The organism is Stenotrophomonas sp. STEN056, assembly GCF_056759635.1.
Map to the genome: position 1 here is coordinate 156,802 of NZ_JBRRDL010000005.1, position 12,394 is coordinate 169,195.

Below are 12,394 nucleotides of genomic sequence, written 5' to 3' on the forward strand. Positions count from 1 at the left end.
GGAATTCCCATGTCGTCCCACCCCACGGCCTCGTCCCCCACGACGGCGGCCCCGATCGACCCCAGCGCCGTCTCCATCCTTTCCCCGCATTACCGCGCCACAACCCTGGGCATGGTGGCGCTGGTCGCTTTGTTCGCCTTCGAGGCGCTGGCCGTTGCCACCGCAATGCCCACTGTCGCTCGCGAACTGGACGGGCTGAAGCTGTACGCCCTGGCGTTTGGCGGCACCTTGGCCACCAGCGTGATCGGCATGCCGTTGTCCGGCCGCTGGAGCGACCGCAGCGGCCCGGCCGGGCCGCTGTGGAGTGGGCTGGGCTGTTTTCTGGTTGGCCTGCTGGTCGCTGGCTTGGCCATCAACATGCCGATGCTGGTCATCGGCCGGTTGCTGCAGGGCCTGGGCGCAGGCGCGCTGATCGTGGCGCTGTACGTCATGGCCGCGCGGGTGTTTCCCGATGCACTGCGGCCCAAGGTGTTTGCCGCCTTTTCCGCCGGCTGGGTGGTGCCGTCGCTGATCGGGCCCGCACTGAGCGGGTTGATCGTGCAACACGTCGGCTGGCGCTGGGTGTTCCTCGGCGTTCCGGTTCTGGCGGTCCCGGCCGCATTGATGCTGCGCCCGGCACTGGCCCGCATCGCCCCGGCCAAAGCCGCGCCCAGTGAATCGGCCACCACCGTGGATGCCTCGCCGGTCCCGTGGGCGATAGGTGCGGCCAGTGGCGCGCTGTTGCTGTACATCGGCGGCCAGTACCACGACATCAAGGCCTTGGCGCTGTTGCTGCCGGCAATGGCGCTGCTCATCCTGTGCAGTTGGAAGCTGCTGCCTGCCGGCACCCTGCGCCTGCAACGCGGCCTGCCCAGCGTGATTGCACTGCGCGGCATGATCGGCGCGGCCTTCTTCGGTTGTGAAGCTTTCCTGCCCTTGCTGCTGTCGCGCGAGCGTGGGCTGTCGCCGCTGATGGCGGGCATCATCCTGAGCCTGGGGGCGCTGGGCTGGGCCGCCGGCTCCGGGTTCCAGGGCCACCAGCGCCTGGGCGTCAGCCGCCAGCGCATCCTGCAGATCGGTACGGCCATGATCGCCAGTGGCGTGGCGCTGACCACGCTGGTGGTCGCTGCAGTGCCGATGTGGCTGGTGCTGCTGGGCTGGACCATCACCGGCCTGGGCATGGGCCTGACCTACCCGAGTCTGTCGGTTCTCACGCTGTCGCTGTCCCCGCCCGAACGCCAGGGCGCCAACAGCTCGGCACTGCAGCTGAGTGAAGCCATCGCCGTGGCAGCGACACTGGCCGTGGGCGGGTCGTTGTTTGCGGCCCTGCTTGAGCGCTCGGTGCTGGCCGGCTATCTGGTCAATTTCACCATTGCCTTGTTGCTGGCCTTGCTGGGCTGCCTTGTCACGCGCCGCATCCGCGCCTGACCCTGGCGGCCTCGCCCTGCTGCAAACCGCACCCGCGCGGCGGGCGATTCACTGTTCCTGCCCACGGAAAACACGATGGGCGTCTCGCTTTGCTGGCAACGAGGATTTTGCAGGACAACAAATGTCCGACTGCACGTCGATACCGGATAAAATTGTCAGCCCTGCTTGCCAATCAGACTTCAGGCCCCTGCATTCCGCAGCCGCCGCTCCCGAATCATGCCGCCCCTGTCCCTGCGTTCCCCTGATGCTCCGCTGCTGAAGATCGAAAACTGGGGCATGCGCCGTGGCCGGCACACCATCCTGGCAGCCATTGACCTCAGCCTTGATGGCCCCGGCATTGTTGTCCTGATGGGCCCGGGCGGCACCGGCAAATCCTCGTTGCTGCATGCGCTGTCCGGCCAGCACAACGCGCATGGCGAACGCTGGGGCGAGATTATTTTCCAGGGACAGCCCCTGCATGCGGCCACGCAACCGCCGGCGCTGGTACACCAGCAACCACGCGAACTGGGTTTCAGCGTGCTGGAAAACCTGAGCGCCGCCTTGCGCCAGCAGCAGAGCAGCACCCCACAGGAACTGCGCGAGGAAATCAGCGCACGCCTGCACGCACTTGGCGCTGATGCCCTGCTGGCCCAGTTGCAGCAGCGGGTGATCGACCTGCCGCGCGGCCTGGCACGGCAGCTGGCTATCGTCCGTGCCGCTTTCAGCGGCAGCCCTCTTTTGCTGATTGACGAACCCACCAGCGAACTGGACCCCAGCGACGCCGAGGCGGTACTGGGCCTGCTTGAACGCCTGGGTAAAACCCATGCCTGCCTGGTCACGCTGCACCATCAGGGCCAGGCGCGGCGCATTGCGTCACGCGCCGTCCTGTTGGCGGGCGGCTATATCCAGGTGGACGCGCCGGCCGATGCGTTCTTCGCCAATGACATGCAGCACCCGGTGTTGGCGCAGTTCCTGCGCACCGGCAGTTGCCATGTGCCCGCGCCCGACGCACGCGCCGAAGAACTGGCCGACAACGTCGCCATGCCCACGCCTGTAGCCAACACTCCGGTCACGCAGGCGGCGCCGCTTGTGTCGCCTGCATCGCCCCTGCCGCCCGCACCGCAGGTTGCGCTCGCGGCGACATCCGCGCGGCGCGGCCCCAACGGTTTTCACTGGTTGCAGCCCGGCAAGCTGGCCGGTTGCCCGCTGCCCGGCGTCGTCTACGCCCCCGACCATGACCTGGCCCTGCTGCGTGGCATGGGCGTGACCGTGCTGGTCAACCTGACCGAAACCGCCATGTCGGCCGAGCTGTTGGCCCGCCATGGCCTGCGCGGCTACCACATGGGCATTCCCGACCGCGGCGCCCCGCCGCTGCTGTGGGCCAAGCTGCTGCTGGCCAAGATCGACGTGATGCTGCGCGAGGGTGATGTGGTTGCGGTGCATTGCCTGGCCGGCCTGGGCCGCACCGGCATGGTGCTGGCCGCCTGGTTGATCCGCGAAGGCCTGAACGCCAACGAAGCCCTGCGCCGGTTGCGCACCATCGATCCCGGTTTCGTCCAGTCGCAGGAGCAGGAAGACCTGCTGCATGCGCTGGAAGAAAACCTGCTGATCCGCGCCTGCTGATACCCCTGTTTCATTGCACCGTGCCTGCGTTGCGGGCGCGGCATTTTTTTCCTCCCCCCAAGGAACCTCCATGTCTCTTGACAGCACCTTGCAGCAATCCGTCGCCTCCGTTCCCGAATGCGTGGCCGCCGGCTATGTCGACATCAGCTCCGGCATGCTGTTGTCGGTCCGTACCGTGGATTCGCATCCGCGCGAAGTACTGGACCTGGTTGCCGCGGCCACCGCCGACCTGTACCAGGGGCCCAACATTCGCAGCATCGAGCAGATGTTCCGTCGCGCACGCGGCCTGCAGGAGCAGGAAGGCGCGCATTACTTCCAGGAAATCATCGTCAACAGCGAGAACCTGATCCACATCTTCATGCGCGGCAAGCTCTACCCGGACTACGTGATGGTGTTCGTGTGCCGCCGCACCGCCAACCTGGGCATGGCGCTCACCCGGTCGCGCCTGGCAATGCCGGCCATCGAAGCCGCACTCTGAAACGACGAAGGCCACCGCAAGGTGGCCTTCGTGTATTGCGTCGGCAGTGCCGCAGATCAGTGCGTGCTTTCCACGCCATCCACTTCGTGCAGGTCCTGGCGCAGGATGCGGCGAACCTCCAGCACCGCTTCCGGCGTCTCCTGCACGCTGTGCCCGGAGATAACCACCTTCTCCGACAACGCGCCGTCCAAGTGCGCACTCCAGTACGGCACCAGCCCATCGTCCGAGTCCGCCGTCGGCACCTCGGCCTTGCGGTTGGCAATGATGGAGTGGTACTTCAAGCCCGGCGCCAGCGGCAGGGTCGCCGATTTCTCGATGAACGGATCGCTGGCTTTCAGGTTGTCGATGCTGGTGCTGATGCGCGGCTCCTTGGGCTTGTCGCCGGCTTCATCCGGGTTTTGCAGGGCCAGGAACACATCACCAAACTTGCCCAGGATGGTCAGCGGCAAACGCACCAGCTTGCCGATCATGCGCCCCAGCCGGTTGCCCGCCGCATCGGTGCCCTTGTGTGGCGAGGCGATGAAAATGGCGCGCTCCACGTTCGGCTGCGGAGTGAAATGCAGCAGCGGCCCGAGTTTGGTCTCCACCCGCTTCAAACGCTCGCCCTGTAGATTGAAACGGGTCAACGTATCGTCCCACAGCACTTCGCCGGAATTGCTCAACATCAGCCGCGCAATCACGCCGCCCATGCTGTGGCCGATGAACACCATGTCGTGCGTTGCGCGCGCCGTGCCCGTCGGGTCGAAATGTTTCAACGTGCCATTGAAGGCATGGCTGACCGTGTAGCGGTTCAAGGCAATCGGTGCGTTGGTCGGGTAATACACGGACCACACCTGGTAGTGCGCGCGCATTTCCGGGTCGCCCATGATCTCGTTGGCCAGGTTCACCCATGCTTCTGGGCTGCTGGCCAAGCCGTGCAACATGAAAATGATGCGGCGGTCCGGGTCATACGGTTGCATCAGGTAGATATGCGGCTCGCGGATGCCTTCGCCACGGCCAAACAGGGTACGCAACGATTCACCGGCAAAGCCCGACTGCGCCAGCCACACGCCATAGGCCGCGGTGAAGTTGCCCGCAAGCGGCACCTCCTGTCCACGCAGCATCACGCTGGTCGTCTTGTCCGGGGAATAGGACTCCAGGCGGATTTCGCGTGTCGCCAGCACTTCCTCCAACGTGTCCCCGCTGAAGTGCAGCAGCGCGGTGGCATTGACCGCCGGCATCTCACTGAACAGCGGCAGTTCGGCGACCTTGTCGCTCCCTTCCACCGGCGCGGTCAGTGCCGCCTTCTCCATCACCACCACCAGCTCGGCGCCAAAACCATCGCGCCGGTACGAGCTGCGCAACCCGGCAAAGCTCACCGTTGACGCCGACACCAGTTGCTTGGGAATGCTGGTCAGCGGCAGCTGATCAAAGTTGGTGCTGATGGTCCAGCGGTCCACCTGCATCGGCAGTGAGAAATCCTGGCCTTCCATCGCCAGCGCACGCGTCCGCTGGAACACCACCGACGCGGTCTGCTCGGCGGCAAAGTTGTAGTAATCACGCACCTGCGTCAGCCGGTCTTCCAACGCACGCTGTGCCGGCGTGCGGCCGCTGAAGAACAGGTAGGCATACGAATACCGGGCGGTTTCCAGCCACGCATCCAGCGCCGGTGCAGGCAACTCGGCCGCCTGCCCCAGCTTGGCCTTGGGCGTGAGCGCCAAGGCTTCTTCCATCCACAACTCGGCCAGCGTGGAGAGCCGCTGCTCGCTCTGCAGGCCCTCCACCGTTGCCACGGTGTTGCGGCAGGCCGGCAGATCCTTGCTGCATGCCGAAGCGGTCAGACCAATGACCGCCAAGGATTCCTGCGACAGCGCACTCAACTTGCCACTGTTGAGAATGTCGCCACGCTTGAGCATCACATGGTCGGTGGTGGTGACCTGTTTCATCTTCACCATGGCGCAGCCGCTGGACAGCAGCAGCGCCAGCACGGCGATTACCGGCAACAGCCGACGCATCCCGACCAAGTTGAAACTCATGGAGCGCTTCCTTTCACGGCAATGCCAGGCACGCCAACGCGTATCTGATCAGAGAAATCGGCGTCATCCCCCGCACGCAGCGCACGCGGGTTGATATAGCCCAACTGGTGCAGCTGTGCATACGCCACGCCCGGCGTCAGCCCACCGATGTCATCGACGTATTCGGCAAGGTAGCCCGACAGCAGCAGGCGGTAGTCCATGGGCAGCCCGGGGACGATGCCACGCATCAGCTCAAACACCACCGTGGTGCAGTTGCTGGTCAGCGTGTTGTAGAAGCGCGGTTCGCGCTCCAGTTGCTGCGCCGCGTCCACATAGACATGCAGCAACTGGCGCATCTTGTCCTGGCTCAAGCCATGCAGGCGATACAGGTAAACGTCTTCGCCACGCGCATTGCTGCGCACACGCACAATGTCGCGTTCATCGGATGCCACCAGCACCGACTCGAACTTGCGGAAGAAACCGCCCAGCGCGGAGAAGGATTCCTCCTTCTCCTTGCGGATCTCCAGCGAGAACACCAACTGCTGACCGTCGGCAAAGCCAAACGACACCAGCGTGTGCGCGATGGCCGGCCCCATCCAGTAGGACAGGATCATGTCCACCGACTGCACCTGCGACAGATCGTATTCACGCCGCTGCCAGCGCACGTCGTAGTCGTCCTCGGTGCGCCAACGGAAATCACGCACGTTGTCGATCACCAGCCGGTCGCCTTCAATATGGGCACTGAGCGGCTGGGCCACATCGTCGGCCCACGCGCGATCCTGCTGGGGCTTGATGGTGGCCCACCAGATCAACATCACCACGAACAGCACACCGAACACCGCCAAGGAGTGCCAGCGCCGCACCGGCCCAAAGCCGGCGCGGACCGCCCAGATGCTGGGCACGCACCACACCAGAACTGCCGCCACCTTGGCCGCCAGCCCACCCGGAAACTGGAACCACAACGCAAAGCCGCCCCAGATGCCAAGGCACAGGCACAGCAACGCCAACAGGACACGACCGACGCCACGCACCACACTGGTCAGGCGTCGTTTCCCTTCATTCACCACTTCACTCTCCCAAAAGACCCCACGGCCCAGCGCACTTTTGGCCCCGGTGCCGCCCGAAATGAATGGGCCGCCAGCGGCCCGCGGCAAAGATAGCCTGCCCGGCACGGAAAACGGAGTGAAGCAGCAACAAAAAAACCGGCACAGGGCCGGCGTTCAGGTAGGTGGCGGGAAAGCGCTGGATCTCAGCGTCGGGACTTCCTCGCCCCCTTCTGACGAAGGTTCCGAATTTCTACAAGCCCTCGCTCAACAGCGGATCAGAACCCGACTCTGACCCCTGTTTTCCCGGGGCGGCCTCTGCGAGAACCGGCTTCAGCCGCTGCGATCGGCTAGTCTATGCAGTTACTTCCACGGCCCTTCAAGCACTGGCGCATGCAAGCGATTTCGAGGATTGTTCGAAACAGGCGGTGGTTCAAATTCTTCGTATTGTCCACCGCGCTCTTGTCCGCGGGCTGTAAGAGCAATCATGAGCCGACGAAGGATCTGGGAGCGGACATTGATGAAGTCGCCGCAACGCTGATCGAACAGCCATTGCTGCATTCCACCTCGATCGCAGTCGTGTATCGGGGCCAGAAATTCATTCGCCACCGCGGCAACATGGAAGCGGGCAGGCCGGGGATTCCGACCGATGCGACCCGCTACGAAATCGGTTCGCTGAGCAAGACCCTGGCGGGAACCCTGATGGCCAACGCCGTGTTGGAGCGCAGACTGAGTCTGGACGACGATGTTCGGATGTACCTGCGGGAGGACTACCCGAACCTGCAGTACAAGGGCGACCCCATTCGCATCCGGCACCTGCTGTCGCACACGAGTGGTCTACCGAACATGCTGCCCGAACGCGCGAACACGGTGCTCGCCAACTTCACCGATCAACGTACTCCTGGCGAGCTCAACGGCATCTATGCGAGCTACGGCAAGGCTGATTTCTTCAAGGACCTGCACACTGTCGAGATTCATCAGGCACCCGGAAAAGACTACGCCTACTCCAGCACCGGAACCGAGCTGGTGGCGCACATACTGGAAACTGTCTACAAGAGCGACTACGAGTCGTTGCTACGTGGATTCTTCCGCGATTCCGCGGCGATGGCAGACTTGAAAATCAAGCTGAGCGAGGCCGAGGCGTCTCAGCTTGCGATCGGCTATCACAGCAACAACCCGGTACCGACCACACCGATGCCGCAGTTGCCCTGGGGCGCATCCGGTAACGTGAAGGCGACCGTCCGGGAAATGGTGAAATACCTCGAATTCCAGTTGGCCGACAATTCCGTGGCCCAGGAATCGCACCGCTCGCTTGTCGAATTCGACTCCGAGTTCAGCATCGGCTATTTCTGGAACATCATCGCGGGCGACCGCTTGAAGGGCACGTACTATGCCCATCATGGCGGTGTTCCTCGCTCGCAGTGCTACATCTACATTCTGCCGAAGTACGACCTGGGCATTTTCGTGATCACCAACCAAAGCGGCGACCAAACGGCGCACGCCATGGAAGCAGCGATCGACACGTTGGTGGAACGGATTGCCGCTCGGGAAAAGGCGCTGAATTAGTATCTCTCACGACCGCCTTTTTTGCGGCTCGGTTTGGTCAAGAAGGTGAAAACGCCCACCTTCTCCCGGTAGCGGCTGTTACTTCAAAGCCCAAGAGTACCCATTGGCCCCAGTGGTGCAGCTGCGCAACCCGTTTGGCCGACGTATACCAGCACATAGCCAAGTGACTCACCCGACTGTATCTCGCAGCGGGGAATGCTCCACCCACTTGCCAGACCGCGCGCACTTGCAGTACGCCTACGAAAAAACCGGCTTTCGCCGGCTTTGTCTACAACACTCAAATTTTGATGGTGGGCGGTACAGGGATCGAACCTGTGACCCTTGCCGTGTGAAGGCAATGCTCTACCGCTGAGCTAACCGCCCGTGTTGCGAGCCGCTCATTATAGGGGCCTGAGCGAGCACGTCAACGCATTTTCACAAAAATCTTCACATCGTCTGGGTGGGCTTGTCCGAGCCTGCGGTGCCGGCCAGCAGGGTCTCGATCTTGTTGCGCACCGCCTCGCCATCGGCGCCGTCAGCCAGCTGCACGCCGATGCCCGCCTGGCGGTTGCCCTGCGCGCCCAGCGGCGTCACCCAGACCACTTTGCCGGCCACCGGCAGGCGCTCGCTGGAGTCGGGCAAGGTCAGCAGCAGGAACACCTCGTCGCCGAGGAAGTAACGCTTGGGCGTGGGCACGAAAACGCCACCGTTCTTCACGAACGGCATGTAGGCACTGAACAGCGCAGCCTTGTCCTTGACCGCCAGTGACAGGATGCCTTGGCGGGCGTTCATCGCACTCATCGAATAGTCCCCTTGGATTGCCCTGGATTGGCCGCGCCCCAGGCAAGCAACAACTCCACCACGGCAAGGTCGGCGCGCACGGTGGTGCGCAGCAGGTCGCGGGTACGGTTGGCGGCGTCAAACCAGGCGGCCAGCTTGTTCAATCGCGCCGGATCGGTCAAGCCGTCCGCGGCTTTCTTCAGCGCCAGATCGGCGGCATGGCGCAGCCGCAGGTCGGTATGTTCGTCGCCGGTCCAGCGCTGCGCCAGCTCGACGCTGCCCAGCTTGCCGGTGAGCAGTTGCTCCAGCTCGCTGGCCACCTGCCGCCGCAGCGCCATGCCCTCGCCCTGCAGCCAGTTGTCGGCCAGCGCCGGGTGGCCGCGCGTGGCGTCCAGCGCCTCGCGTGCCACGCCTTCGGTATAGCCGCGCGCCTGTAGCCAGGCCAGCGCTTCCTCGCGTGGCGGCAGGCGGAATTCCAGGCGCTGGCAGCGGCTGCGGATGGTCTGCGGCAGCCGCGCCGGGTCGGCACTGAGCAGCCACAGGTAACGGCCGGGCGATGGCTCTTCCAGGGTCTTGAGCAGCGCGTTGCAGGCGGCGCGGTTGATGGCATCGGCCGGATCGACAATCACCACCTGCGCCACCCCGTACTGCGGGGTGAGCGCCAGCTTTTGCGATATCTCGCGCACCTGCTCGATGACGATCTCGGTACGCAGCTTGTCGCCGGTCTTGTTGGGAATGAAGGACGTCAGCTGCAGGTCGGGATGGGTGCCTGCGGCGATCAGCTGCGCGTTGCGCTGCCGCCCCGCCGCATCCACCCCGTGGTTGAGCACATGCGCGGCCAGCTTCAGTGCTACTGCACGCTTGCCCATGCCGGCAGGCCCGCACATCAGCAGGCCGTGCCCCAGCCGGCCCGCATCCAATGCGGCCACGGCCTGGTCGTAGGCGCGCTGCTGCCAGGGCGCAAGCACCTCACTCATGCCGATACCCTGCGCGCTTCATCGCTCACGCCAATCATTCCGGTGCCACCTCGTTTCGCTTTGCACGCAGCCGCTGCAGGTAACGTGCGACGGCCGCGTTGTGTTCGGACAGCGTGGCGGAAAATTCATGTGCACCACTGCCATCGCCCACCGCGACGAAATACAGCGCATCGCCCGCCGCCGGATGTGCAGCGGCCTGCAATGCATCGCGGCCAGGCATGGCGATGGGCGTCGGGGTCAGGCCCGCGCGCGTGTATGTGTTGTACGGCGTGTCGGTGGTGAGGTGGCTGCGGCGGATGTTGCCGTCATAAGCACTGCCGATGCCGTAGATCACGGTAGGGTCGGTCTGCAGGCGCATGCCCATTTTCAGGCGGCGCATGAACACCCCGGCAATCTGCGGGCGTTCGCTGGCCAGGCCGGTTTCCTTTTCGAGGATCGAGGCCAGGATCAACAGCTCATACGGCGACTTCAGCGGCAGATCATCCGCGCGCGACGCCCAGGCCGCCGCCAGTTCTTTTTCCATCGCGGCGTGGGCGCGCTTGAGCACGTCCAGGTCGTTGTCGCCACGCTGGTAGATATAGGTTTCCGGCAGGAACCGCCCTTCCGGGTGCTGCTCGGCAAAGCCCAGTGCGGCCATCAGCTCGGCATCACTCATATCGACCGTCCGGTGCTGCAGCGGCTGTGCGCGATTGAGCGCGGCGCGCAGTTGGCGGATGTTCCAGCCTTCGACGATGGTCACGCGGTATTGCAGCACCTTGCCCTGGCGCATGTTGCGCAGCAACTCGCGCGGTGCCGGCGCCGGTTCCAGCGCGTACTCACCCACCTTGAGCTTGCCGGCGGCGTCCAGCTGGCGCGCCAGCAGCTGCCATTGCAGATCCTCGCCCTCATCGATGCCGGCCGCACGCAGCTTGCCCAGCACCGTGTTGAAGGAGTCGCCCGAGGCGACGGTGACGCTGGCTTGGCTGGGCGTGACCGGCGTGGCGGCAAAGCTGCCCTGCCGCTGCCACAGCAGAGCGGCACCCGCGCCCGCCAATGCCACCAGCAATACAAAGATCGCCAGCACCACCAGACATCCACGCTTGGCACCCGCCATGGTCACCCCGTTCAGATCAAACAGGTGCGCAGGATACCGCGCCAGCCATCGTATCGACCAAGCGCAGCGTTCATTGTTGCGGCTCCAGCGCCCGCAACAGGCCGCGGGCCTTGGCCCGGGTTTCGTCCAGTTCCTTGTCCGGGTCCGAATCCACCACGATGCCGGCGCCGGTGCGGAATGCCGCCACCCCGCCCTGCACTTCGGCGGTGCGGATAAGGATGTTCAGGTCCATGTCGCCATCGCGGTTCAGCCAACCGAAGGCGCCGGTATAGGCCCCGCGTGCGGTCTGTTCCAGCTCGGCAATGATCTCCATGCAGCGCACTTTCGGGCAGCCGGTGATGGTGCCGCCCGGGAACGTGGCGGCAATCACCTCACCCGGACTGACGCCCGAGCGCAATCGCGCGCGCACGTTGCTGACGATGTGGTGGACATGCGCGTAGCTCTCCACCGTCATCAGTTCATCGACCTCAACGCTGCCGGGCGCTGCAATGCGGCCCAGATCGTTGCGTTCCAGGTCGATCAACATGACGTGCTCGGCGCGCTCCTTCGGGTGGCCGACCAGCTCCTGGATGCGTGCGGCGTCATCGTCGCCTTCAAAGCGCGGACGCGTGCCGGCGATGGGCCGGGTTTGCACCACGTCGCCGGTCACCGACACCAGCCGCTCCGGCGAGGAACTCACCACCGCCCGCCCTGCCGCCATGAACAGACCGGCGAACGGTGCCGGGTTGGCAGTGCGCAGACGCGCATACAAGGCTTCCGGCGCCAGCGGCGCATCAAACTGCGCCTGCCAGCGGCGCGACAGGTTCACCTGGAACACATCGCCTGCATGCAGGTAGTCGATGACCTTGTGTACGCCATCGGTGAACTGCCGCCCGTTGTCTTCACTGATGGCGGCAGGCGGCTGCCAGCCGACAAGTGCAGGCAGCTGCGCGGCGTCATGCAGATCCTGCTGAAGTTGTGCAAGCAGCCCGGCACTGTCGTCTTCGGCAACGGCCATGCAACGGCCGCTATCGCGCTGACGCAGCACCGCTGCCGGGCAACGTAGTGCGATTGCGGTTGGCAGGCCGTCGCTACGTTGTGGCAGTTGCAGGATGGGTTCGATTTGCTGGGCCAGCTCGTAATCGAGCAACAGCGCCCAGCCGCCACGGAACGGGATGTCCGCTTCCATTGGATTGCGGGTTTGGCGCAGCGCCTGCCAATCGCGGTCGAGTGCCGAGAGGAAATCACCTTCGACAGAGGAACCATCCTCGCGCTGCAGGCTGCCGTCGACGTTGAGCAGCAGCTGGCCGCCACTGGCGATCAACAGCATGTCCCACTGGCCTTGCTTGCCAGCAGCAGTGGATTCGAGCAGGACCGGATAACGATGCGGGGCGAGCCGATGCAGCGCCAGCAAGTCGGTGTCGGCGTGCAGGGGGAGGATGTGCATCGTGGGCCAAAGAGTCGAGGAGGCTGACGGCTCCCTTCTCCCGCCTGCG

General features: G+C 64.5%; 10 protein-coding genes and 1 tRNA gene. 4 read left to right on the forward strand and 7 right to left on the reverse strand.

Annotated features, from left to right (window positions below; all coding sequences use genetic code 11):
* Positions 1-9 precede the first annotated feature (9 nt).
* The 3 genes from ACVOLO_RS04920 to ACVOLO_RS04930 all read left to right on the forward strand — a co-directional run bounded on the left by ACVOLO_RS04920 (position 10) and on the right by ACVOLO_RS04930 (position 3,487).
* Entirely contained in the window at positions 10-1,407 is a 1,398-nt protein-coding gene (locus tag ACVOLO_RS04920) for an MFS transporter (protein ID WP_481569168.1), read from the forward strand.
* Between the two features lie 216 nt (positions 1,408-1,623).
* Entirely contained in the window at positions 1,624-3,009 is a 1,386-nt protein-coding gene (locus ACVOLO_RS04925; RefSeq protein ID WP_481569169.1) for a phosphatase domain-containing putative toxin, read from the forward strand.
* A 70-nt stretch (positions 3,010-3,079) separates the two neighbouring features.
* The gene (locus tag ACVOLO_RS04930; RefSeq protein WP_481569170.1) at positions 3,080-3,487 is read left to right on the forward strand and encodes a roadblock/LC7 domain-containing protein; all 408 of its coding nucleotides are present in this window, start codon (positions 3,080-3,082) and stop codon (positions 3,485-3,487) included.
* Positions 3,488-3,543: 56 nt separating this feature from the next.
* Here ACVOLO_RS04930 and ACVOLO_RS04935 read toward each other — a convergent pair whose 3' ends face one another.
* A complete protein-coding gene (locus ACVOLO_RS04935) occupies positions 3,544-5,502 on the reverse strand; it encodes an esterase/lipase family protein (RefSeq protein ID WP_481569171.1) in 1,959 nt (652 codons plus the stop codon).
* A complete protein-coding gene (locus tag ACVOLO_RS04940) occupies positions 5,499-6,524 on the reverse strand; it encodes an Lnb N-terminal periplasmic domain-containing protein (protein ID WP_481569201.1) in 1,026 nt (341 codons plus the stop codon). The genes ACVOLO_RS04935 and ACVOLO_RS04940 overlap by 4 nt, the downstream gene beginning before the upstream one ends.
* A gap of 393 nt (positions 6,525-6,917) precedes the next feature.
* On the opposite strand from ACVOLO_RS04940, the gene ACVOLO_RS04945 reads away from it, so the two are divergent.
* Positions 6,918-8,090 (forward strand): serine hydrolase domain-containing protein, encoded by a 1,173-nt coding sequence (locus ACVOLO_RS04945; protein ID WP_481569172.1) that lies wholly within the window; start codon positions 6,918-6,920, stop codon positions 8,088-8,090.
* 288 nt (positions 8,091-8,378) lie between these two features.
* Here the strand turns inward: ACVOLO_RS04945 and ACVOLO_RS04950 are convergent.
* The 5 genes from ACVOLO_RS04950 to ACVOLO_RS04970 all read right to left on the reverse strand — a co-directional run bounded on the left by ACVOLO_RS04950 (position 8,379) and on the right by ACVOLO_RS04970 (position 12,345).
* Positions 8,379-8,453 (reverse strand) — tRNA-Val (locus ACVOLO_RS04950).
* A gap of 63 nt (positions 8,454-8,516) precedes the next feature.
* On the reverse strand, positions 8,517-8,870 hold the full coding sequence (locus tag ACVOLO_RS04955; RefSeq protein WP_481569173.1) for a PilZ domain-containing protein: 354 nt from the start codon (positions 8,868-8,870) through the stop codon (positions 8,517-8,519).
* Complete coding sequence (locus ACVOLO_RS04960; protein WP_481569174.1) at positions 8,867-9,826, reverse strand: DNA polymerase III subunit delta'; 960 nt, start codon at positions 9,824-9,826, stop codon at positions 8,867-8,869. Before ACVOLO_RS04960 ends, ACVOLO_RS04955 begins: the two co-directional genes overlap by 4 nt.
* 34 nt (positions 9,827-9,860) lie before the next feature.
* Entirely contained in the window at positions 9,861-10,919 is a 1,059-nt protein-coding gene (gene mltG, locus ACVOLO_RS04965) for an endolytic transglycosylase MltG (RefSeq protein WP_481569175.1), read from the reverse strand.
* Positions 10,920-10,989: 70 nt separating this feature from the next.
* The gene (locus ACVOLO_RS04970; RefSeq protein WP_481569176.1) at positions 10,990-12,345 is read right to left on the reverse strand and encodes an aminodeoxychorismate synthase component I; all 1,356 of its coding nucleotides are present in this window, start codon (positions 12,343-12,345) and stop codon (positions 10,990-10,992) included.
* Positions 12,346-12,394: the final 49 nt, after the last annotated feature.

Excerpts from the sequence above, each read along its gene's own strand:
- ACVOLO_RS04920 (WP_481569168.1), top strand. The coding sequence starts at position 10 with ATGTCGTCCCACCCCACGGCCTCGTCCCCCACGACGGCGGCCCCGATC.
- ACVOLO_RS04960 (WP_481569174.1), bottom strand. The coding sequence starts at position 9,826 with ATGAGTGAGGTGCTTGCGCCCTGGCAGCAGCGCGCCTACGACCAGGCC.
- ACVOLO_RS04945 (WP_481569172.1), top strand. The coding sequence starts at position 6,918 with ATGCAAGCGATTTCGAGGATTGTTCGAAACAGGCGGTGGTTCAAATTC.
- mltG (WP_481569175.1), bottom strand. The coding sequence starts at position 10,919 with ATGGCGGGTGCCAAGCGTGGATGTCTGGTGGTGCTGGCGATCTTTGTA.
- ACVOLO_RS04935 (WP_481569171.1), bottom strand. The coding sequence starts at position 5,502 with ATGAGTTTCAACTTGGTCGGGATGCGTCGGCTGTTGCCGGTAATCGCC.
- ACVOLO_RS04955 (WP_481569173.1), bottom strand. The coding sequence starts at position 8,870 with ATGAGTGCGATGAACGCCCGCCAAGGCATCCTGTCACTGGCGGTCAAG.
- ACVOLO_RS04925 (WP_481569169.1), top strand. The coding sequence starts at position 1,624 with ATGCCGCCCCTGTCCCTGCGTTCCCCTGATGCTCCGCTGCTGAAGATC.
- ACVOLO_RS04970 (WP_481569176.1), bottom strand. The coding sequence starts at position 12,345 with ATGCACATCCTCCCCCTGCACGCCGACACCGACTTGCTGGCGCTGCAT.
- ACVOLO_RS04930 (WP_481569170.1), top strand. The coding sequence starts at position 3,080 with ATGTCTCTTGACAGCACCTTGCAGCAATCCGTCGCCTCCGTTCCCGAA.